The organism is Butyrivibrio sp. INlla18, from assembly GCF_900103635.1.
Taxonomy (GTDB): Bacteria; Bacillota; Clostridia; order Lachnospirales; family Lachnospiraceae; genus Butyrivibrio.
On the sequence record NZ_FMXK01000006.1, the window covers coordinates 1 to 22,460 of the forward strand.

The following is a 22,460-nucleotide window of genomic DNA, read 5'->3' on the forward strand; positions in this document are numbered from 1 at the left end:
CTACTGGCCTTGAATAAAGTGCGCCAAGCGCACAAATATCCTTGATCTGCTTGACTACAGAATATCTGCCATGGAATGTCTGTCAACCCCGCAGCCGCTTCGCGGTGCGCATAGCGCAGGGTTGACTGGCATTCCATGACAGATAAAGTAGTCATTAAGCAGACCAAGGATTATAGTGACAGTTCAAACTGTCACCATTTCCAAATCTATATGATTTCAGCATCTAAAAAGGTGACCACCTCTAATGAAGTGATCACCTTTTCTCTTGACTTGTTTTGTTTATTTGGCCTATCTACTTGACAGACCCCTGTTCATTGGTGCATCGCTTCTTTTTGCGTGTTGATGTGATGACGGAAATGGACCTAGGGGACGGGGTTAGTGGACCATTTTTTGAAAAAATGGTCCACTAACCCCGTCCCCTAGGTCCATTTCAGGGCAACAAAAAAGGAAAGCAATTATTGCTTTCCTTTTTAGTAGCGAGAGGGGGACTCGAACCCTCGACACCGCGGGTATGAACCGCGTGCTCTAGCCAGCTGAGCTACCTCGCCATATGTTGTTGTGCCTGACTGCCTCACGCAGCCGACCAACATAATATACCTCAATACTAATAGTGTTGTCAACAGATTTTTTATAATTTTTTTCAAAAAGATGCCCATGAATTCTTGGTCGAACATAAGTTATCTAAACTACGATTCTTTATATGTGTTAAGATTAATAATATATCAAAATTAAGTAAAGGAGAGTTGGCTATGTGGGCTTATGAAACCAGTTTTTATCAGATATATCCTCTAGGTTTTTGCGGAGCACCTTTTGAAAATGATGGTAAACTTGAACACAGGATCTTAAAGGTAATAGATTGGATTCCTCACTTTAAGAAACTTGGAGTGGGTGCAATTCTCTTTAACCCTGTATTTGAGTCTGATACCCATGGATATAACACCAGGGACTATAAAAAGATAGACGTGCGCCTTGGAACCAATGCTGATTTCAAAAAGGTATGTAAGGCTCTCCATAAAGAGGGAATAAAAGTAGTTCTTGATGGAGTGTTTAATCATGCTGGAAGAGGCTTCTTTGGCTTTGAAGATGTTCTCAAGAATAGATGGGATTCACAGTATAAGGATTGGTTTAACATAAACTTTGACGGCAATAGTAATTACAATGATGGTCTTTGGTACGAAGGCTGGGAAGGCAATTACGACCTTGTTAAGTTTAACTTGCGTAACCCTGCAGTCGCTGATTATCTTATAGACAGTGTGAAATTCTGGATCGACGAGTTTGGAATCGACGGTCTTAGACTTGATGTTGCATACTGCGTTGATACTGACTTTTTGAAGAGACTTCGCTACGAGACTGAGAAGTTCAAGGAAGATTTCTTCCTTATGGGAGAGATGATAGGCGGAGACTACAACAGGATAATGGGAGATGAGCTGTGCCACAGTGCTACAAACTATGAGTGCTATAAGGGAATGCATTCAGCCCTTAACAGCATGAATTTATTTGAGATCATTCACTCGCTCCTTAGACAGTTTGGACCAGAGAACTGGACCTTATATAAGGGCAAGCATCTCCTTTCTTTTGTGGATAACCATGATGTTAGCAGAATAGCAAGTGTATTAAATAGGCCTGAGCATTTAAAGCTTATCTATACTCTTATGTTTGGAATGCCAGGAATTCCTACGATCTATTATGGCAGTGAGTGGGGCGAAAAAGCTGACAAGTCACAGGGAGATCCAGCTCTTAGGCCATGCTTTGATAGCCCTCAGTGGAATGACCTTACTGATACCATAGCAGCACTTTGCAAAGCCAGAGAAAAGTCCATGGCCCTTAGTTATGGCGGCTTCACGTCACTTCTTTTAACAAACAGACAGTGCATATTTGAGAGGGAAACAGAATCTGACAGGGTTATCGTAGTGATAAATGCAGATGAAAACTCTTTCCATGCAGACTTTAATGCAAGGGCTGGCAAGGCAACGGATATGATAACAGGAAAAGAGATAGATTTTGGTGGTGGCCTTGATATTCCGCCATACACAGGTTACCTTTTGCATGTAAATTAGTTGTTGCAGGAAAGGAAATATATTATAATTTATACATGGAAATACGTTCACCAATTGTTGCAATTTTGGTATTAGGAATATTGATCTTAGTGTACCTGAGGAAGACAGTGCCGCAGCTTTATTCAGCGCGGCTATTTTTTGGCTTTTTGGTAGTGGCTTTTATCAATGTTCTTATTGAGATAATAGAATGCTTTGTATTTACAGATATGTCAGGATCCTTTAAGTCGCTTCGTAAGACTATGCAGTGGCTTTATGCTTCATCTACGCTGGTTTCTATCTATAGTATATGGATATATGCTTTTTCCAAGATCACCAAGAGCAGGATAGTTTCAAATTTGCTAGTTGTGTTGACAGCAATTCCTATGCTTATCAGCGTAGTTACACTGTTTTTTGGCAAGATAGAATACGGAAGAAGTAAGAGCGGTTATTATTATAATTATGGTCCAATGATAACTCTTGGTTATGCCATTGGTCTTACCTACATCGCCGTCACTATAATATCTGTCTTTATTCATAGGAGCAGACTTAGAAGAGAAGATTTTTTTGCATTAGAAGGAGCTCTCCTTTTATGGGTTTGCTTTGGACTATTGCAGAGTATTAAGAAGGGAGTTCAGGTATCATCCATCGCAATGATGCTCATGGGACTCATTCTCTTTTTGGTCATCGAGAATCCGAAAGAGCTATATGAAAAGTCCATTATCAATGTTAAGACCAAGGATGCTTTTACACTTCTTTTGCTTGAACTATTTGGTCTTAAGCAAAGTTTTTACATAATATCTGTAATTTTTACAGGAAAGACCAATGTTCTAAGTGGTTCAGATACCAAAGAACTCAGAGCTGTGCAGAAAACAATAGCAGAATATGGGCGCATCAAACTTGGAACGTCTGCATATCTTACTGATTGGAACACTCTTAGCTTTATAGTGAAAAAAACTGGACGAATAGAAGAATTCATGGATTTTATCAATAACTACGAGGTGGGAGGCGGCAATTATAAGCTTACTTTCTCCATACTTGAAATTCCGAAGTATTCCAAGAAAGCAGATGAGACGCTGCAGATACTAAGCTATGTTTCCTGTGAATATATTAACACCCAGTCTTCACCTAATCTTGTAATAACAGAAGCTGTAGTGGACAAAATGCTCTATAGAAACACTATTGAGGACGTAGTCAGAAAAGCAGTTAAGGAAAAGGCCTTTGAAGTTTATTATCAGCCTATTCTTAAGGTGGAAGATGGCTCTTTTTCATCAGCGGAAGCCCTTGTTAGATTAAAGAGAGATAATTCTGAGAACTATATATCTCCTGAGGACTTTATTCCAATTGCTGAAAAATGCGGCCTCATTCTTGAAATTGATGACCTTGTTTTTGAAAAGGTATGTTCATTTATTGCAGAGAATAATCTTTCAAGCTATGGTATCCAGACCATAGAAGTAAACCTGTCAGGAAATGAAGTAGTAGATTTCCAGGCCTATGACAGACTTATCAGGAAGATGGAAAAGTATCATATTCCACCAACCTTTATCAACTTTGAGATCACAGAGACAGCGTATATCAATAATGACGAAGTATTTAAAGAAAATGTACGCAAGCTCAAGGACAGGGGAAGTACATTTTCAATGGATGACTTTGGTTCAGGATATTCGAATCTATTAGAGATTTTAAAGATGGATTATATGATAGTTAAGATGGATAAGGAATTTATCTGGAACTGTCTTGATAAGAACAAACCGGAAAATATGAAGATGCTCAAATATACTATCAAATTCCTTAAGGATTATGGACTTCATATTTTGGCAGAGGGTGTAGAAACTCTGGAACAAGCCGAAATACTTATAGAAAATGGTGTTGAGTACTTACAGGGATTTTATTATTCAAGACCAATTCCTGAAGATGAATACATTAAATTCTTGACAGACTTGAAAGGAGAAAAAAGATGAACGAGGGATTGTACGAAGCGGTATTTTGTTACGGTGAAAAGAAGGTAGATCCATTTATGTACTGCCAGGTGGACTTTAATAGGATCATATCCGATATGAAACTGGTTGGATATGAGCTTACTCCACTAAATATTGTTCATCAGATCATGCTTGAGCAGCTTGATCAGCTTTTAAAGATAAAGGGGCAGATCATCGAGGCTACCATGGATATGGAAAACCGTGATGAGTATTGTAAAGCTAAATATGGCCTTTCTTTCAAGGATATAGATGCACTTGATCCAAGGCACGACATAGAGTGGGATATCAAGAGTGGACAAGTAATTTTTTTCCTGGCACCAGAAGCAATGTACAAGGAGGAAGCTTATTTTACTTTGTTCAAAAAAGCTTTTGAAGTGTTCACTGCAAAGACCGGCTTTACTTACATGAGTCAGTGATATGATGACGACGCTAGAGACAGACAGGCTGATATTAAGAGGCTGGCAGGATGAAGATGCTGCCAGTCTCTATAAGTATGCAAGTGATGAAAGAGTGGCATATAGTGCTGGCTGGATACCACACCTGGATGAGGGCTATTCAAAGGCCATCATCAGAACTGTGTTTAAAAAGCCAGAAACCTATGCCATCTGTCTTAAGGGGCACAAAAACGAGCCCATAGGCAACATCAGTCTTGATCTCTACGGCAATGAAAATAAAAGGCTTGGACAGAGCGAAGGTGAGATTGGATTCTGGGTAGGCTATCCACACTGGGGTGAGGGCATTGCACCTGAGGCTGTAAGGGAACTTTTGCGCCACGGTTTTGAAGACTTAAGGCTTCACCAGATATACTGTGGTTACTTCTTGGAAAATCACAATTCTGAGCGCGTTCAGGAGAAGTGCGGGTTCGTTTTTCACCATGTAGAACCCCATGTGAAGGTACTCATGCTGGAGGAGGAAAGAGTAGAGTACATCAACGCTATGTCCTTTGAAAGATGGAAAAAATTAAACGATTAACTATTACAAAATAATTAAGATTATGGTATAATAATCCTACGCCGCGAAATTCCGAAAAAGTAGGAATTTTTTATATCCTTCAAGGTGGAAGCGCTTTCATGACATCATGGCAGATTGTTTTTTTCAGAAGGAGGAACAATATGTTGAATGTAGGAGAGTGCGTTATTTACGGTAATCATGGTTTGTGTAGAGTACAAGAGATTCTTGTACCATCGTTTCTTGAGAGGGGAAATGAGAAGCAGTATTACATGATGGTTTCTGCCGTTGATGCGGGCAGTGTTCTCTATGTTCCAGTTGATGGAGCTGAGGATAAGGTTCGTGAAGTTATGAGCGCTGATGAAGCCGAAGGATTGATTGACGAAATCGAGGCAATTGAAGAAATTGATCTTCCAGAGGGCAAAAAAGCTGAGCCTGCAATTGCTGAAATAGTCAAAAGAAATATTGCTGACGAAATGATGAGCCTTGTCAAAGCATTACGTAAGATCAAGGCTATTCGTGAGGCAGAAGGTAAGAAGTTCGCAACGCTTAATGAGAAATACTTAAACATGGCTGAGAAGCTTCTCTATACTGAAATGGCCTTTGCTCTCAAAACAGAGAAAGATGAAGTTAAGAGCAGAGTTGTCTACGAGCTATCACAATTACCATTAGAGACTGCATGATTGCAGTCTCTTTTTCATTTAATAAGAAATTGCACTATTCTTAATTAGTGCAGTAAAGCGTGTTTTATGCTAAAATATTCCCCATGAATAATACGATAGAACTTTATTATAAAAGTGCATATATTAAGGAATTTGACGCAAAGGTAATTTCCTGCCTAGAAGGTAAAAACGGGAAGTATGAGGTTGTTCTTGATAAAACAGCTTTTTTTCCAGAGCAGGGTGGACAGTCATCTGATATAGGAAGCCTTACAGATGAAAGTGGAAAAGAGTACAAGGTGACTCATACAGCTATATCATCCAGCGAAGGGCTGGTAAGGCATATAACGGATTCACCTATTGCAGAAGGATGTGCAGTTCACGGCTGTATTGACTGGAATCATAGATTCAGCAACATGCAGCAACACACAGGAGAGCATATTTTTTCTGGAATAGTTCATTCAAGATTTGGCTTTGAAAATGTGGGATTTCATCTAAGTGATTCAGAAGTTACAATGGATTACAGCGGTGTTCTTACAGAAGAAGACATCAGAGAAATTGAGCTTGAGGTCAACAAGGCTATCTGGGCCAATATCGAGGTTATCTGCGAATTTCCTGATGCAGATAGACTTGCTACGATTGATTATAGGAGCAAGAAGGAGCTTTCAGGAGATGTGCGTATAGTTACGATCCCAGGCTACGATGTCTGTGCTTGCTGTGCACCCCATGTTTTAAAAACTGGAGAGATTGGCCTTTTAAAGGTTGTAGGGCTTCAGAATTATAAGGGAGGCGTCAGAGTTAATATTCTGTGCGGTCAGAGAGCCCTTGAATATGTGAATTCCCAGCAGAATATAATAAAAGAGCTGGTTAACATCTTTACGACATCAGAGGGTAAGATAGTAGATTCTGTCAAAAAGCTTTCAGATGAAAATAGTAACTCAAAACAAAAGCTAGCAGAAGCTATGGATGAGCTTGTTGGTTATGAGCTAAAGGAGATAGATTCTTCGAAGGAAGATGTCTTTTTGATAAAGCCTTCTACATATGATGGAAACACTATGCGCAAGATGGTTAACGAGCTTTCTAAGACACATGGTGGATATTGCGGCATATTTGCCGGCGATGGTGTGGATAATTATAGATATATCATCTCAACAGGATGTATAGGCAAAGAGCTTAAAGCTATTCAGGATCTACTAGGGAATGAGTTTGCTGCAAGAGGCGGCGGAAACGCCAAGATGATCCAGGGAAGCATTGAAAAGCTCGATGTACAGGAACTGTTAAAAAAGTTAGAGCAGCTTTAAGGTTTTGACATAAGAGGAGAATTATGAAAAAAGGTACAATAGTAGATTTTAGGGATGGATGCAGAGATGCGATTCCAGTATGTCTGGGATACATCGCAGTGTCTTTTGCCTTTGGGATTGAAAGTTCCAAGATTGGAATGAGTGTATTTCAGGCTATCATGACATCGCTTTTAAATGTTACTAGTGCTGGCCAGTTCTCAGCTCTTGAGATCATAGCCAGAAATGGAAGCTTTGTTGAGCTGGCTATATTGCAGCTTATCATAAATCTTAGATATATGCTCATGAGTACAGCTCTTTCTCAGAAGCTTGATCCAGAGCTTGGGACAGGCTACAGACTTGGAATATCCTACGGAGTTACTGATGAGATCTTTGCTCTTTCTGTTCTAAAAAAGGGTAAGCTCTATCCATTATATTCTTACGGTCTTATATTTGTTTCAGTTTTTGGCTGGATCCTTGGCACAGGTCTTGGGGCCTTTGCTGGACAGATAATGCCTCAGAGGATCATTAGCTGTCTGGGACTTGCGATATACGGAATGTTCATTGCGATCATCATTCCAGATACCAGAACCAGTAAGGCGGTGCTGATGGTTGTAGTAGCCGCTATGATCTTATCTACTATATTTACATATGCTCCATATTTACGTGCTATTTCTTCCGGATTTAGAATCATTATCATTACGGTGCTTGTAGCTGCTATAGCTGCGATCTATGCACCAGTTAAGGAGGAAGAGCATGAGTAGAGTATATCTTTATATCCTGCTTATGGCAGGAGTTACGTATCTTATAAGGGCGCTGCCTCTGACACTTATCAGAAAAGAGATAAAGAGTCCCTTTATTAAGTCATTTTTGTATTATGTGCCTTATGCTACACTGGCAGCTATGACGTTTCCAGGAATTTTATCTGCAACAGATCATTTATATTCAGCAATTGCTGGTTTTGTAGTTGCGCTTATTTTGGCTTTTGAAAAAAAGAGCCTTCTTACAGTTGCAGGTTTTGCCTGTATTACCGCCTTTGTTGTGGAATTGTTTTTAAGATGATATGCTATGAGGTAGTATTTTTATATTAGTTTTTTGATGCGAGGTAATTATGCATATTGGAATGGGATATGACGTACATCGTCTGGTAGAAGATAGAGACCTTATCATCGGAGGAGTTAAGATTCCTTATGAAAAGGGATTACTTGGACATTCAGATGCGGATGTTCTTTTACATGCTATAATGGATGCGCTCCTTGGAGCAGCTGCTCTTGGAGATATTGGCAAGCACTTCCCTGATACTGATCCAAAGTATAAAGGTGCTGATTCAATAGCTCTTTTAAAAGAGGTTGGGAAGATGCTTGACGAAAACAGATTCCTAATTGAGAATATTGATGCTACTATAATAGCTCAGGCTCCTAAGATGAGACCTTATATTGATGAAATGAGACAGAATATTGCTGATGCTCTTGGAATAGAGCTGTCTCAGATAAATGTTAAAGCTACAACAGAAGAGGGACTTGGATTTACCGGTGAAGGACAGGGGATTTCCTCACAGGCAATATGTCTTTTGACAAGTCCAATTGAACTTCATGCTCAGAATGTTACCTTCCAGGCAGGTGAGCCAAAGGGCGGCTGCTGCGGAGGATGCCAGTAATAGAGGTAAAGGAGAAATAGACAAAATGGCTCATGATTTTAACTTTTACAATACCTTATCCAGAAAGGTAGAAGATTTTGTTCCAAAGGAAGCAGGAAAGGTAGCAATGTATACTTGCGGACCTACTGTTTATCACTATGCTCATATCGGAAATATCCGTACATATATCATGCAGGATGCACTTATCAAGTCACTTGAGTATGCTGGATATGATGTTAAGCGTGTTATGAACATCACTGATGTTGGACACCTTTCATCTGATGCTGATACTGGTGAAGACAAGATGCTTGCAGGTGCTAAGAGAGAACACAAGACAGTTATGGAAATCGCAAAGTTCTACACAGATGCTTTCTTTACTGACTTTGATGCAGTTGGCAACAAGCGTCCTGATGTGATCGAACCAGCTACAAACTGCATTCCTGAGTTTATCAACATGGTGCAGGTTCTTCTTGATAAGGGATTTGCTTATGTTGCAGGTGGTAACGTATATTTTGATACCAGCAAGCTTGATGATTACTATGTTTTCTCTTCTGAAGTAGAAAAAGAGCAGCTCCAGGTAGGTGTTCGTGATGATGTAGAAGAGGACGTAAATAAAAAGAATAAGACTGACTTTGTTCTTTGGTTTACAAAGTCTAAGTTTGAGGACCAGGCTCTTAAGTGGGACAGCCCATGGGGAGTTGGATATCCAGGCTGGCACATTGAGTGCTCATGCATTTCAATGAAGCACCTTGGAGAGTATATTGATATTCACTGCGGCGGCGTAGATAATATCTTCCCTCACCACACCAATGAGATTGCACAGTCTGAGAGCTTCCTTGGACATAAGTGGTGCAACTACTGGTTCCACAGCAACCACTTAAATGACAGAGCAGGCAAGATGAGTAAGTCAAAGGGTGCTGTTCTTACAGTATCTGTACTTAAAGAAAAAGGCTATGATCCACTTGCTTACAGACTTTTCTGCTTACAGTCACATTATCGTAAACCTTTGGAATTCTCTTTTGATGCCCTTGACCAGGTGGCAGCTGTTTATAACAAGCTTGTAAAGAGAGTTTCTGAGCTCAAAGAGGATGGAGCAGTAGATGAGGCTGTTAAAGCTAAGTTTGAGGCTAGCTTCCTTGATGCTGTATCTAATGACCTTAATACTTCTATGGCTATCACTGTTTTATATGATGCACTTAAGGCTGATACAAATGATGCAACCAAGCTTGCACTTGTTGAGAGCTTTGATAAGGTTCTTTCACTTGATCTTATTGGACATGCAAAGGCTCTTTCTGAGGGCGCTTCTGTAGATCCAGAGCTTGAGGCATATATTCTTGATGCTATTGCTCGCAGAACAGAGGCTAAAAAGGCAAAGGATTTTGCAACAGCTGATGCTATTCGCGACGAACTTCTTGCAAAGGGAGTAGAGATCAAGGATACAAGAGAAGGAGTAAAATGGCAGCTGGTTTAAATGATTATTTAAACGAACAGTTTAATATTAAGGCTCAGGATATCAGGACTTATTCACCTCTGACACTAGCATATATCGGAGATGCTATCTTTGATGTGATCATCAGGTCTATTTTGGTAAATAAGGGCAATACTGCAGTTAATAAGCTTCATACAAGGGCTAGTAGCATTGTTAAGGCGCCAACACAGGCTAAGATAGTAGCTGCCGTTATGGATGAGCTTACAGAGGATGAAAAAGATATCTATAGAAGAGGCCGTAACTCCAAGCCACATACCAAGGCCAAAAATGCCACTACTATGGACTATTTAGAGGCTACAGGCTTTGAAGCGGTAATGGGCTATCTTTATCTTAAAAATGATATGGATAGAGCCTGCGCCCTGGTTAAACTTGGTATTGAGAAGCTTGAACTTGATATTCTATAAAGATGAGGATTTACAATGGAAGAAAATTTTGAGAGCAGAATTGTAGAAGGACGTAACGCCGTACTTGAAGCTTTTCGCTCAGGCAAGACAATAGACAGGCTCTTTATCCTTGATGGATGCAAGGATGGTCCTGTACAGACTATATTAAGAGAGGCCAAAAAACATAAGGATACTGTTATAAGCTTTGTTAAAAAAGAGCGCCTTGACCAGCTTTCTGAAACTGGCAAGCACCAGGGCGTAATTGCTTATGCTGCATCTTATGAATATGCTGAAGTAGAGGATATTCTAAAGAGAGCCAAGGACAAGAATGAGGATCCTTTTATCATTATTCTTGATAATATCGAAGATCCACATAATCTTGGTGCTATTATCCGTACTGCTAACCTTGCTGGTGCTCATGGAGTTATCATTCCAAAGCACAGAGCAGTAGGACTTACTGCAACAGTAGCCAAGGCTTCAGCAGGAGCAATTAATTACACACCAGTAGCTAAGGTTACTAACATTGCCCAGACTATTGAGGAATTAAAGGATAAGGGAATGTGGTTTGTCTGCGCAGATATGGGCGGAGAGACTATGTACAAGCTTAATCTTAAGGGCTCTATAGGACTTGTTATTGGTAATGAAGGAAGCGGAGTTTCAAGACTTGTTAAGGAAAAGTGCGATATGATCGCATCAATTCCTATGAAGGGAGATATTGATTCTCTTAATGCTTCTGTTGCAACTGGAGTTCTCGCTTTTGAGATTGTCAGACAAAGACTGAACTAATATGAGTGAAAACAAGTTTAAAGATATTACAGATGAACAGCTTATCTTAAGGATCCATGATGGCAAAGAGACTGATGCGATCGATTATTGTATGAATAAGTACAAGAATCTGGTTAAAAAGAAGGCTGGTTCCATGTATATTCTTGGAGCAGACAGGGATGATCTGATCCAGGAGGGCATGATAGGGCTATTCAAAGCCATAAGAGATTATGACATTGGTAGAGATGCCAGTTTTTTGACATTTGCGGACCTATGTATATCCAGGCAGATGTACTCAGCAATACAGGCTTCTGCCAGAAAAAAGCATGCTCCATTAAATAGCTACATTTCTCTGTATTCTAACAGAGATGGTGATGAAGATGATTCCGGATTATTAGAAAATGTCTTGGAATCAGATTCTAGCAATATACCTGAGCAGCAGATCATTGATAAAGAAAACCTGATGGCTCTTGAAGAGGCAATAGACAAGGAGCTTAGTTCCTTGGAAAGACAGGTTTTAGATCTTTATATTACGGGAATGAGTGTAAAAAAGATATCTGCCGTTCTTGGAAGAGATGAAAAGTCTACTGATAATGCTATGCAGAGAATAAGGCACAAGCTGAAAAAGTATCTGGATAGGAAATGAAAATAACCCTTGACTTTTATTTCTGGTAATGCTATATTGATATAGCTGTTGTTACAGCGGTAACTATAGTTAATAAGAAGATTCTTTGTATATAGAGAGGTGAGAAGAGATGAGACAGGATATTCAGCCAGAATTCCATCAGGCCACTGTTACTTGCAACTGCGGTAACACATTCACAGTTGGATCAACAAAGAGTGAGATTCACGTAGAAATCTGCTCAAAGTGCCATCCATTCTATACTGGCCAGCAGAAGGCTACATCTGCTCGTGGACGTATTGATAAGTTCAACAAGAAATACGGCATGAACAACCAGTAATTCATAGAAATGTAGAATAAGAGAGGTTGAGGCTAGGGCCTCAACCTTTTTCTTTTTCCATTATCTTATGCAGAGGTGACTATGAAAAAACGTAAAGTTAAGCATTACTCAGGAATTGGCGGACAGGCAGTTCTTGAAGGCGTAATGATGAGAAATAAGGATATGTATGCAGTTGCTGTCAGAAAGCCTGATGGTGATATTGCAGTGGAGATAGATGAGTACCATGGTATTGCTTATGGTAGCAAACTCCTTAACATACCTTTTATCAGGGGAATATTCGTTTTTATCGATTCTCTTATACTTGGACTTAAATCATTAAACTATTCTTCTTCATTTTATGAAGAAGAAAAAGAAAAGCCATCCAAACTTGATGAAGGACTTGATCAGGTTTCAGGTGGACACGAGGATACATTTCTTATGGTGGTTACAACACTTTTATCTTTTGTGTTTGCCATCGCGTTGTTTATGGTGCTTCCATATGCATTATCAGAAGTCCTTGCCAAGTTCGTAAGAAACACTTCTTTAATAGCTATTTTTGAGGGTGTTCTTCGTATTGTGATCTTCATTCTTTATATCCTTCTTATTTCCAGGATGAAAGATATCAAGAGACTTTTCCAGTATCATGGTGCTGAGCACAAGTGCATCAACTGTATTGAGAAGGGTAGACCTCTTACAGTAGGAAATGTCAGAAAGAGCTCAAGACTCCACAAGAGATGTGGAAGCAGCTTTATTCTTTTCGTAATGCTTGTTAGTATCGTACTTTTCTTCTTTATAAGAGTTGACTCTTATGTACTTAGAGTAGTGGTTAGAATAGCACTTATCCCTGTTATTTCTGGTATTTCTTATGAGATTATCAGACTTGCAGGTAGAACAGATTTCTTTTTAGTCAGTCTTATTTCTGCTCCAGGTTTATGGCTTCAGAAGCTTACAACCAAGGAGCCTGATGATAGCATGATAGAGGTTGCTATCAAGTCTGTTGAGGCTGTATTTGACTGGAAGCAGTATCTTAAGGACTCTTTTGGCTATGAGATCGATGATAGTTGGTTAAATGATGATGAGCCATCTTCTGACAATGACGAGGATACAGATGACCTTGAACTCGAGTTAGAAGATAATACAGCTAGTAGTGATGAAGAGTAAGTAATTATGAATTACAAGGATTTGTTTGAAAAAGGAACAGATACTTTAGAGAGAGTCGGAATTCCAGAAGCTAAGTTGGATGCCCGACTCCTTTTGGAATACGTATGTAACACAGATCATAGCACTTTATTTGCTCATCCAGATAGGGAGATATCTGACGAAGAAAATAGTAGATATCAGGAACTTATCGAAAGAAGATCCAAAAGAGAGCCAGTTGCTTATATTCTTGGAAAATGGGATTTTATGGGGCTTACATTTAAGGTCAATGAAAATGTACTTATTCCAGAGCAGGACACAGAAATACTGGTAGAAGAAGCTCTTAGATTCTTTGAAGATGGCATGAGAGTGCTGGATCTATGCACAGGTTCTGGATGTATCGCCCTTAGTCTTTTGAACTACACAAATAATACAAAGGCTGTATGTACAGATATTTCAGATGAGGCTATAGCTGTTGCCACAGAAAATGCGGCGCTCCTAGGTCTTGATGAAAGAACAAAGATCATAAGGACAGATCTTTTCCCAGCCAAGGGGGAGAAGTTTGATATAGTGGTCTCTAACCCACCTTATATCGCAAGCGATGTTATTGAGACACTTGCTCCTGAAGTAAAGGACTATGAGCCTAGGCTTGCTCTTGATGGGGACGCAGATGGACTTACATTCTATAGGAGGATCATAGATAATATCGGAGATTATCTGTATTCAAGCGGATATCTTTTTCTTGAGATCGGATATGATCAGGCAGAGGCTGTCAAAGGCCTTATGGAAGCTAATGGTAAGTTTCATGATATCCAAGTCCTCAAAGATTATGCAGGCAATGACAGAGTCGTTAGTGCATGTTTTTATTAGCTGTGAGGCTTAATGTGACAGTTAATACTAATATGCGAGGAAAAGACTATGTTTGATAGATTAGAAGATATATTAAGACGTTTTGAGGATATTACTATGGAACTTAATGATCCAGCTGTTGTTTCGGATCAGAATAAGTTCAGGGACCTTATGAAAGAGCAAAAGAGCTTAGAGGCTCTTGTTGAGTGCTATACAGAATACAAGAAGTGCAAAGAGACTATAGAGGAATCTCTCGCTATGCTTGATGAGGAGTCAGATCCTGATATGAAGGAAATGCTAAGAGAAGAGCTTTCTGATGCTAAGGACAGGCTTCCTGAGATAGAAGGAAGGCTCAAGATCCTTCTTTTACCAAAGGATCCTAATGATGACAAAAATGTTATTGTTGAGATCAGAGCAGGCGTGGGCGGAGATGAGGCAGCTCTTTTTGCAGCTGATATGTACAGAGTATACACAAGATATGCTGAGAGACAGAACTGGCGAGTTGAGACCATGAGCTTAGAAGATATCGGTATTGGCGGTATCAAGGCTGTAAGCTTTATGATAAAGGGAAACGGAGCTTACTCCAGACTTAAGTTTGAAAGTGGTGTTCACAGAGTTCAGAGAATACCAGCTACTGAGTCAGGTGGACGTATACATACATCTGCCATCACTGTGGCTATCATGCCAGAAGTAGAAGATGTAGAAGTAGATATTGATATGAATGACTGCAAATTTGATGTATTTAGAGCGTCAGGAAATGGTGGACAGTGCGTCAATACTACGGACTCTGCTGTTAGACTTACACATCTTCCTACAGGAATCGTTATTTCATGTCAGGATGAGAAGAGTCAGCAGCAAAACAAGGCTAAGGCTCTTAAGGTTCTGAGGGCCAAGCTCTATGAAATGGAAGTTGCAAGACAGCATAACGATGAAGCAGAACTTAGACGTAGCCAGGTAGGAAGCGGAGACAGATCTGAGAAGATCAGAACTTACAATTTCCATCAGGGAAGAGTAACTGATCACAGAATCAATCTTACTCTCTACAAGATAGACCAGATCATGGATGGAGATATCGATGAACTTATTGATTCTCTTATTGCCGCTGATCAGGCTGAGAAGCTTACCACATTAAATTCAAATTGATATGTTGAAGCGTTATACCAAATGGTGTAAAATTAATCTATGGTTGAGCGTTTTATAACAATGTCATAAACAGGTGGGAGAGCTATGGACGCTGGATTTAAAGCTGAACTAATTGAATGGGGCGTTGATTGGGATGAGATTCTTGACAGATTCATGGGTAATGAAGACCTGATCGCCAAATTCATGTTTAAGTTTCTAAATGATCAGAGTATGAACGACCTTACCAAGTATCTTGGAGAAGGTAATGTTTCTGAGGCTTTTAAAGCAGTACATACTCTAAAGGGCGTAGGCGCCAATTTGGGACTTAAGGGATTTATTACTCCGGTTTGTGAGCTTACAGAGATATTAAGAGCGGGCTCTATGGATGGTTATGAAGAGAAGTACAACCAGATAAAGCCCAAATACGACGCTCTTATTGCTATCTTGCAGAAATATAATACTTGAGATGATCAAAGAATATCGTTTGGAATATCATATGAATCTAAAAGGCTTGGGATATATTCATCCCAAGCCTTTTCTGCACTTTTATCAAGAGTAAAAAGGCTATAGGAGATTCCAGTAGTGATGATAACTTCTCCATTTGCAAAGCGAATATTGATGCCGAGGCTTACCTGATCAGGATTTAGACCGGCGTCGCTGTTTTTTAGAAGTTCTTCTTTTCTTTTGGAATCTAACTGAAGAACAAACTTAAAACCTAAAGGAGTTATCTTACCTTTGATGAGCTCTAAAGCGATAGGACGGATAGTAGACCATTTAGAATAATCTGTATCTGGAAGCTCGCCGTCTTGATAGAACTCTTTATTGATTTTGCCATCGATATGAAAGGTGTTATAGGTATCTATCGTGGCTTCTGTTACAAGGAAATCATCAAAAGCTTCTGTGGTGAGAAGCTTAGCCATAAATACTTTTTGCTGCTTTACTTTTAGTGCGATCATTTATTTCTCCGGTATGATCAGTATGTAACTACGATACCACCATCTCCGGCATATGTCGTTGAAACGCCGGCTGTATCCAAGATGACAGCTTCTTTGAAAGGAGTGTTCTTGATAATAAGGTCTCTGACAACACAAGCTCTTTCATAGCAGTTAACATGAGCGATCATAACTCTTTTTTCTTCTGGATTTTTTACTTCAGCGGCAATGATATCAGCCATCTTTACGAGGGCTTTTTTCATGCCGATTCCCTGTCCGCGCTGGTCAATAGAACCATTTGTACCGTAGCAGATAGGCTTGATGTTGAGGGTAGTAGCAACTAATGCCTTCATACCTGAAAGGCGTCCATTCTTGCGAAGGGTTTCAAGAGAATCCAAAACAAAGAATGTGCTCATTTCATCGCGGTATTCCTCAATCTTAGTAACAACATCTTCAAATTTAAGACCAGACTCTACAAGATCAACGATTTTGTAGGCAATATTTACTTCACCGCTACTTGCAGATAATGAGTCGATGATGTGAATGTTCTTTTCACCGATCTCTTCAAGATAAAGATTCTTGCCAAGAAGAGCACTGTTATAACTGCCACTTAACTTGGAAGAAAGAGTGACCACGTAAATATCCTCTGCATCACAATCATAAGCCTTCATATATAATTCAGGAGATGGGCATGCAGTCTTGGCACATTCAGGAGAAGCAGCAACCTTAGCAAGGTAGTCCTGCTGGTTGAAAGTGTCATCATCTACTATAACGTGCTCATCCACCTGTAAAATAAGCGGTACAACTTCGAATCTGGGATCTTTTTTGTATTCAGCTGGTAGATCACAACAGCTGTCTACTACAATTTTAAAACTCATAGGTCCTCCAGGTAATGTTATTGGACGTAGTATTAAATACTACATATTGATGATACCACGATAAAATCGACAGGTAAACCTCATAATAGTGAATTCTTTATGTCGTTAATTCCTGTCAGAATTTGTCTGTGCTTGGAGTTCTTTTAAGAGTTCTTTTGCCTGTTTGATTGAATTTCTGTAAATAAGTGAGATGTTTAGTGTCATGCCATTATCAAGGGTCACTTTGCCAAAAGAGGTAGAGGCAATGTGATTGATATTGATAAGACCTGCGTCTGATACAGGGCAGATCTGTGGAAAAATGGCACATTGATCGTAGAAATTGTAGATATCAGCAATGATAGAGATAGACTTACCTTCTGTAAGAGTGATCTCAAGCTCTGAGCCTTTCTTTTTTACGCAGATGATATCATCACCCTTTGCGTAAACAGTGTCTTTTTGACCACGAAGCTCCAAAACCTTGATAGGATCACCCATCATGAGCTTTATCTTGTCCATGACCTCGGTAAGCTCAGCTACTTTGATGGGCTTATTAAGAAAAAGAATATTGTCTTCATTTAAACCTGCTTTTTCTGCTTCTTTTTTGTAATCAATGGTAGAAGAGCAGAGTATGATCGGTTTGGTCACACCGCATTCTAATAGCATCTTAGCAATCTCAATGCCATTTTTTTCACTGGATGTCATGTCAACAAAAAGACCATGGTACATCTGAGGATGGATCATGAAGGCATCCACATTTCCATAGGAATCTATATAGAGTCTTTCGCCGGATTCTTTAAAAATACGGTCAGACTGTCTTCCTAATAATCTTTCTGTTTGCTTTCTATCAGCAATGTTGTCATCACATACGGCTATATGCATAAGTGTACCTCACAGTAGTTTTAGATAAATCTGATCTCAAGCGGTAAAAAGAAAAGAACAACAATAATTACTATCTGAATAAGGAAAATAAGTGGCAGACCGAATTTGAAGTACCAGTGCTTGGTCTTGTGCTTAAAGAAGAACATACCAATGGTAGAACCTAAGGCGCCACCTATTATTGCCACAGAAAAAAGGGTCGCCTCAGGAATGCGGAAGGCGCTTTTGCGCGCCCTCCTCTTATCAATTCCCATTAAGGCAAACCCAAAAATATTTATAACTACAAAATATATTATTATGTAAAAAAGCGAATTCATTGATTACTTGTTGTTTTCCACTTCCTGCATCTTCATAGCGCGAACCTTGGATGAGAGGCCAAAGAGATTGATGAAGCCTTCTGCATCGTGGTGGTCATAAAGATCACCAGTCTTAAATGAAGCAATGCTCTCGTTGTAGAGAGAATATGGAGACTTGGTTCCAGCCTTGATGATGTTGCCTTTGTAGAGCTTGAAGGTAACTTCACCAGTGACATATTTCTGAGTTGACTCAATAAATGCCTGCTGTGCTTCGCGAAGAGGAGTGAACCATTTCCCTTCATAAACTATATCAGCAAACTTGTTGCCCATATCTTTCTTCATTGTATAGGTATCGCGGTCTAAAATCAACTCCTCAAGCTGTTGATGTGCCTCGTAGAGAATAGTTCCGCCAGGAGTCTCATAAACACCACGAGATTTCATGCCTACTACACGGTTCTCTACGATATCGACGATACCGATACCATTTTCGCCACCAAGTTTATTAAGTGTTCTGATGATATCAGAAACCTTCATTTCTTTACCATTTACTGACTTTGGAATACCGCCCTCAAATGTCATTGTGACAGTTGTTGGAGTGTCAGGAGCATCCTCAGGAGTCTTGCCAAGTACTAAGAGATGCTTGTAATTTGGCTCCTTTGAAGGATCTTCAAGCTCAAGACCTTCGTGAGAAATGTGCCAGAGGTTTCTATCGCGGCTATAGCTTGAATCAGCAGAGAATGGAAGATTGATTCCATGTGCTTTGCAGTATTCAATCTCAGATTCACGAGAATCCATAGTCCACTTGTCATTTCTCCAAGCAGCAATGATCTTGATATCTGGAGCAAGGGCTTTGATACCAAGCTCAAAACGGATCTGATCATTTCCTTTACCAGTAGCACCGTGGCAGATAGCAACAGCGCCTTCTTTTCTTGCTATCTCAACGAGCTTTTTTGCGATGAGTGGACGAGCCATTGATGTTCCTAAAAGGTACTTATTCTCATAAACAGCATGTGCCATAACACAAGGAACTACATATTCGTCGCAGAATTCATCAACTACATCTAAAATGTAAAGTTTACTTGCGCCGCAGCTTGTAGCTCTTTCTTCAAGTCCATCAAGTTCTTCTTCCTGTCCACAGTCGATGCATACGCATACAACTTCATAATCGAAGTTCTCCTTGAGCCATGGAATGATAGCTGTTGTATCAAGTCCACCAGAGTACGCTAGAATTACCTTTTCTTTTGCCATATCATTTCTCCTCATCTTTCTTTATGTTATTTTTCGATAATCTGTTTTATTGGTGCACGTTTAGTAGCACTTGACCATAATATAAAACACTTATGCATAAAATGCAATAGAAAAATGCATAAATATTTAAAAATCATAAATTTCCTGCATAAATATTTAAAAAACCTATTGCATTATTTTTTTTACGGTCGTATACTGAGCTTGTTTATACAAGGTTTTGAGCTTGTTTTTTACAAATATTCCATATAAAGGAAGGATGAATAAAATGATCAAAGTTGGGATTATTGGAGCAACTGGTTATGCAGGGGCTGAAATAGTAAGACTTATTATGGGACATCCTGAAGCAGAGGTTGTATGGTACGGATCTAGAAGCTATATAGATGAGAAGTACAGCAGCATTTTCGGAAACTTCTTTAAGATGGTGGATGCAAAATGCTTAGATGACAATATGGATGCACTTGCAAAAGAAGTAGATGTAATTTTTACGGCTACACCACAGGGACTTTGTGCAAGCCTTGTTAATGAAGAGATACTTAGTAAGGTCAAGATCATAGACCTTTCAGCGGACTTTAGACTTAAGGATGTATCAGTATATGAGAAATGGTACAAGATTGAGCATAAAGCTCCTGAATATATAGATGAAGCGGTTTATGGCCTTTGTGAGATAAATAGAGACAAGATAAAAAATGCAAGGCTCATCGCTAACCCAGGTTGCTACACAACTTGCTCAATACTTACAGCTTATCCGCTTGTAAAAGAGGGACTAATTGATACAACTACTCTTATAGTAGATGCCTTAAGTGGTGTTTCAGGTGCTGGAAGAGGGGCAAAGGTTAATAACCTGTACTGCGAAGTTAATGAGAGCTGCAAGCCTTATGGAGTTGCTGGTCACAGACATACTCCTGAGATTGAAGAACAGCTTGGATATGCAGCAGGAAAAGAGATCCTTATAAATTTCACGCCTCACTTAGTTCCTATGAATAGAGGAATCCTGGCTACAGAGTATGCAACTCTTTTACCAAAGAAGGATGGAAGTCTTCCTACTTCAGAAGATATTAAGGCTGCATATGAAAAGTACTATGGAAATGAAGAATTCATCAGGGTCCTTGGTGATGGTGTTTACCCAGAGACCAGATGGGTTGAAGGCAGTAACTATGTGGATATCGGATTTAAGATCGATGAGCGCACAGGAAGGATCATAATGATGGGCGCTATAGATAATCTTGTAAAGGGCGCAGCTGGACAGGCGGTTCAGAATATGAACATCTTGTTTGGACTTAAAGAGGATACAGGACTTAAGATAGTACCTCTTTTCCCATAAATCAGAAAGACAGCAGGTGAGACTATGGTTCGTGTAATGACTATCGATGATTATGATGAAGTTTATTCGCTTTGGATGTCGATCCATGGATTTGGAATCAGATCTATGGATGATTCCAAGGAAGGTGTTGAGAGATTTTTGAAAAGAAATCCAACAACAAGCGCAGTAGATGTCGAGGATGGAAAGATAGTGGGTGCTATTTTATGCGGCCATGATGGAAGGAGAGCTTGTCTATATCATGTATGCGTGAGCGAAAAGTACAGAATGCATGGTATAGGCAAGAAAATGGTAGAGTTTTGCGTAGCAAAGCTAAAGGAAGAGCATATAAATAAGGTGTGCCTCAATGCCTTTGTTACTAATGAAGTCGGCAATAAGTTCTGGCAAAAGATGGGATGGAACCTGCGAAGTGACATGAACTATTACGATTTTGTTTTAAATGAGAATAATCTTACTATCTTTAATAAATGACGGGAGATGAGAGCATGAATATTATTGAGGGCGGTGTAACTGCAGCGAAGGGTTTTGCAGCAAGTAGCTGCGAAGCAAATATCAAGTACAAAGATAGAACGGATATGGCGCTTGTCTTTTCTAAGGAGCCATGTGTCTGCGCAGGAACCTTTACTACAAATGTTGTTAAGGCCGCATGCGTACAGTGGGATCAAAAAATAGTAAAGTCTGGAGATGCAATGCATGCAGTGGTCATCAATTCAGGAATTGCCAATGCTTGCACTGGCAAAGAAGGCTTTGATGCCTGCGAAGCTACTGCAAAGGCAGTAGAAGAAAGTCTTAAGGTTCCTTATACATCTGTTGCAGTTGCTTCTACGGGAGTTATTGGAATGCAGCTTCCTGTTGATAAGCTTGTTGCTGGTGTTGGAATGATGAGCAAAACACTTGATGAGAGTATAAGCGCTGGAACAGATGCATCAAAAGCTATAATGACCACAGATACTGTAAATAAGGAAATTGCAGTAACATTTGATATTGATGGAAAGAATGTCACTCTTGGAGGAATGAGTAAGGGCTCAGGAATGATACATCCTAATATGTGCACGATGCTCGCTTTCCTTACAACTGATATTTCTATAGAAAAGAGTCTTTTGCAGGAGGCAGTAAGTAGCGTAGTTGAGGATTCTTTTAACATGATAACTGTTGATGGAGACACATCTACAAACGATACGCTTATATGCATGGCAAATGGCCTTGCAGGAAATAGCTGCATCAAGGAAAAAGGAAAAGACTATGAAACATTCAAAGAAGCTCTTTCCTTTGTTTGTACCTTCCTTGCAAAGAAGATGGCTTCTGATGGAGAAGGCGCAACAAAGCTTTTTGAAGCAAAGGTTGTGAATGCTAAGTCCAAGGCTGATGCAAGAACACTTTCTAGATCAATTGTAGGTTCTAATCTCTCAAAGGCTGCTATTTATGGCTGCGATGCGAACTTTGGAAGATTCCTTTGTGCTATGGGATATTCTGGTGCTGATTTTGATCAAAACGATGTGGAACTGTTCTTTGAAAGTGAGAATGGTAGATTAGAAGTTTTTCATAAGGGAACTCCAATTGAATTTGATGAAGATAAAGCACTTCATATTATGAAGGCTCACGAAGTAACTGTTTTTGTTGATATGCATGAAGGAGATGCTGAGGCTACAGCTTGGGGATGCGATCTTACATATGATTATGTCAAGATAAATGCTGATTACAGAAGCTAAGGAGAA

General features: G+C 39.6%; 26 protein-coding genes and 1 tRNA gene. 21 read left to right on the forward strand and 6 right to left on the reverse strand.

Annotated features, from left to right (window positions below; translation table 11 throughout):
• Positions 1 to 474 precede the first annotated feature (474 nt).
• Positions 475 to 548, reverse strand: a tRNA-Met gene (locus BLS24_RS04125).
• 201 nt (positions 549 to 749) lie between these two features.
• On the opposite strand from BLS24_RS04125, the gene BLS24_RS04130 reads away from it, so the two are divergent.
• The 18 genes from BLS24_RS04130 to BLS24_RS04215 all read left to right on the forward strand — a co-directional run bounded on the left by BLS24_RS04130 (position 750) and on the right by BLS24_RS04215 (position 15,683).
• A complete protein-coding gene (locus tag BLS24_RS04130; protein WP_091756412.1) occupies positions 750 to 2,057 on the forward strand; it encodes an alpha-amylase family glycosyl hydrolase in 1,308 nt (435 codons plus the stop codon).
• Positions 2,058 to 2,164: 107 nt separating this feature from the next.
• The gene (locus BLS24_RS04135) at positions 2,165 to 3,994 is read left to right on the forward strand and encodes an EAL domain-containing protein (RefSeq protein WP_176764325.1); all 1,830 of its coding nucleotides are present in this window, start codon (positions 2,165 to 2,167) and stop codon (positions 3,992 to 3,994) included.
• The gene (locus tag BLS24_RS04140) at positions 3,991 to 4,428 is read left to right on the forward strand and encodes a hypothetical protein (RefSeq protein WP_091756416.1); all 438 of its coding nucleotides are present in this window, start codon (positions 3,991 to 3,993) and stop codon (positions 4,426 to 4,428) included. The genes BLS24_RS04135 and BLS24_RS04140 overlap by 4 nt, the downstream gene beginning before the upstream one ends.
• Before the next feature lies 1 nt (position 4,429).
• Positions 4,430 to 4,984 carry a GNAT family N-acetyltransferase gene (locus BLS24_RS04145; protein WP_091756418.1) on the forward strand — a complete coding sequence of 185 codons (555 nt, stop codon included), beginning with the start codon at positions 4,430 to 4,432 and terminating at the stop codon, positions 4,982 to 4,984.
• A 140-nt stretch (positions 4,985 to 5,124) separates the two neighbouring features.
• Complete coding sequence (locus BLS24_RS04150) at positions 5,125 to 5,643, forward strand: CarD family transcriptional regulator (RefSeq protein ID WP_176764326.1); 519 nt, start codon at positions 5,125 to 5,127, stop codon at positions 5,641 to 5,643.
• A gap of 83 nt (positions 5,644 to 5,726) precedes the next feature.
• The gene (locus BLS24_RS04155; RefSeq protein WP_091756422.1) at positions 5,727 to 6,920 is read left to right on the forward strand and encodes an alanyl-tRNA editing protein; all 1,194 of its coding nucleotides are present in this window, start codon (positions 5,727 to 5,729) and stop codon (positions 6,918 to 6,920) included.
• A 23-nt stretch (positions 6,921 to 6,943) separates the two neighbouring features.
• Positions 6,944 to 7,660: an AzlC family ABC transporter permease gene (locus tag BLS24_RS04160; protein WP_091756424.1), complete on the forward strand. Its 717-nt coding sequence runs from the start codon at positions 6,944 to 6,946 to the stop codon at positions 7,658 to 7,660.
• Positions 7,653 to 7,958 carry an AzlD domain-containing protein gene (locus tag BLS24_RS04165; RefSeq protein WP_091756426.1) on the forward strand — a complete coding sequence of 102 codons (306 nt, stop codon included), beginning with the start codon at positions 7,653 to 7,655 and terminating at the stop codon, positions 7,956 to 7,958. Before BLS24_RS04160 ends, BLS24_RS04165 begins: the two co-directional genes overlap by 8 nt.
• A gap of 49 nt (positions 7,959 to 8,007) precedes the next feature.
• Positions 8,008 to 8,553, forward strand: coding sequence for a 2-C-methyl-D-erythritol 2,4-cyclodiphosphate synthase (ispF, locus tag BLS24_RS04170; protein ID WP_091756428.1), 546 nt, complete (start codon positions 8,008 to 8,010; stop codon positions 8,551 to 8,553).
• A gap of 25 nt (positions 8,554 to 8,578) precedes the next feature.
• Complete coding sequence (cysS, locus tag BLS24_RS04175) at positions 8,579 to 10,003, forward strand: cysteine--tRNA ligase (protein ID WP_091756430.1); 1,425 nt, start codon at positions 8,579 to 8,581, stop codon at positions 10,001 to 10,003.
• Positions 9,988 to 10,425 carry a Mini-ribonuclease 3 gene (locus BLS24_RS04180; protein ID WP_091756432.1) on the forward strand — a complete coding sequence of 146 codons (438 nt, stop codon included), beginning with the start codon at positions 9,988 to 9,990 and terminating at the stop codon, positions 10,423 to 10,425. Before cysS ends, BLS24_RS04180 begins: the two co-directional genes overlap by 16 nt.
• Before the next feature lie 15 nt (positions 10,426 to 10,440).
• On the forward strand, positions 10,441 to 11,190 hold the full coding sequence (gene rlmB, locus BLS24_RS04185) for a 23S rRNA (guanosine(2251)-2'-O)-methyltransferase RlmB (RefSeq protein WP_091756434.1): 750 nt from the start codon (positions 10,441 to 10,443) through the stop codon (positions 11,188 to 11,190).
• A gap of 1 nt (position 11,191) precedes the next feature.
• A complete protein-coding gene (sigH, locus tag BLS24_RS04190) occupies positions 11,192 to 11,815 on the forward strand; it encodes an RNA polymerase sporulation sigma factor SigH (RefSeq protein ID WP_091756436.1) in 624 nt (207 codons plus the stop codon).
• Between the two features lie 109 nt (positions 11,816 to 11,924).
• Entirely contained in the window at positions 11,925 to 12,131 is a 207-nt protein-coding gene (gene rpmE / locus BLS24_RS04195) for a 50S ribosomal protein L31 (protein WP_026488091.1), read from the forward strand.
• Between the two features lie 81 nt (positions 12,132 to 12,212).
• Positions 12,213 to 13,271, forward strand: a complete 1,059-nt coding sequence (locus tag BLS24_RS04200) for a DUF1385 domain-containing protein (protein WP_091756438.1) — start codon at positions 12,213 to 12,215, stop codon at positions 13,269 to 13,271.
• Positions 13,272 to 13,277: 6 nt separating this feature from the next.
• Positions 13,278 to 14,117, forward strand: a complete 840-nt coding sequence (gene prmC, locus BLS24_RS04205; protein WP_091756440.1) for a peptide chain release factor N(5)-glutamine methyltransferase — start codon at positions 13,278 to 13,280, stop codon at positions 14,115 to 14,117.
• Positions 14,118 to 14,165: 48 nt separating this feature from the next.
• Complete coding sequence (gene prfA, locus BLS24_RS04210) at positions 14,166 to 15,239, forward strand: peptide chain release factor 1 (protein WP_091756442.1); 1,074 nt, start codon at positions 14,166 to 14,168, stop codon at positions 15,237 to 15,239.
• Between the two features lie 84 nt (positions 15,240 to 15,323).
• Positions 15,324 to 15,683: an Hpt domain-containing protein gene (locus tag BLS24_RS04215; protein ID WP_091756444.1), complete on the forward strand. Its 360-nt coding sequence runs from the start codon at positions 15,324 to 15,326 to the stop codon at positions 15,681 to 15,683.
• Between the two features lie 5 nt (positions 15,684 to 15,688).
• Here the strand turns inward: BLS24_RS04215 and BLS24_RS04220 are convergent, their stop codons facing one another.
• The 5 genes from BLS24_RS04220 to BLS24_RS04240 all read right to left on the reverse strand — a co-directional run bounded on the left by BLS24_RS04220 (position 15,689) and on the right by BLS24_RS04240 (position 19,427).
• The gene (locus BLS24_RS04220; protein ID WP_091756446.1) at positions 15,689 to 16,174 is read right to left on the reverse strand and encodes a DUF5721 family protein; all 486 of its coding nucleotides are present in this window, start codon (positions 16,172 to 16,174) and stop codon (positions 15,689 to 15,691) included.
• A gap of 17 nt (positions 16,175 to 16,191) precedes the next feature.
• Complete coding sequence (locus tag BLS24_RS04225) at positions 16,192 to 17,028, reverse strand: DegV family protein (protein WP_091756448.1); 837 nt, start codon at positions 17,026 to 17,028, stop codon at positions 16,192 to 16,194.
• Between the two features lie 105 nt (positions 17,029 to 17,133).
• Positions 17,134 to 17,886, reverse strand: a complete 753-nt coding sequence (locus tag BLS24_RS04230; protein WP_091756450.1) for a response regulator — start codon at positions 17,884 to 17,886, stop codon at positions 17,134 to 17,136.
• A 20-nt stretch (positions 17,887 to 17,906) separates the two neighbouring features.
• A complete protein-coding gene (locus BLS24_RS04235; protein WP_091756452.1) occupies positions 17,907 to 18,200 on the reverse strand; it encodes a DUF1294 domain-containing protein in 294 nt (97 codons plus the stop codon).
• A 3-nt stretch (positions 18,201 to 18,203) separates the two neighbouring features.
• Positions 18,204 to 19,427 (reverse strand): argininosuccinate synthase, encoded by a 1,224-nt coding sequence (locus BLS24_RS04240; protein ID WP_072702105.1) that lies wholly within the window; start codon positions 19,425 to 19,427, stop codon positions 18,204 to 18,206.
• Between the two features lie 265 nt (positions 19,428 to 19,692).
• On the opposite strand from BLS24_RS04240, the gene argC reads away from it, so the two are divergent.
• From argC to argJ, 3 genes are read left to right on the forward strand one after another with little or no spacing between them, the layout of a single operon-like run.
• Complete coding sequence (gene argC, locus BLS24_RS04245; protein WP_091756454.1) at positions 19,693 to 20,748, forward strand: N-acetyl-gamma-glutamyl-phosphate reductase; 1,056 nt, start codon at positions 19,693 to 19,695, stop codon at positions 20,746 to 20,748.
• A gap of 24 nt (positions 20,749 to 20,772) precedes the next feature.
• Positions 20,773 to 21,216: a GNAT family N-acetyltransferase gene (locus tag BLS24_RS04250; RefSeq protein WP_091756456.1), complete on the forward strand. Its 444-nt coding sequence runs from the start codon at positions 20,773 to 20,775 to the stop codon at positions 21,214 to 21,216.
• 14 nt (positions 21,217 to 21,230) lie between these two features.
• Positions 21,231 to 22,454: a bifunctional glutamate N-acetyltransferase/amino-acid acetyltransferase ArgJ gene (gene argJ / locus BLS24_RS04255; RefSeq protein ID WP_091756458.1), complete on the forward strand. Its 1,224-nt coding sequence runs from the start codon at positions 21,231 to 21,233 to the stop codon at positions 22,452 to 22,454.
• Positions 22,455 to 22,460: the final 6 nt, after the last annotated feature.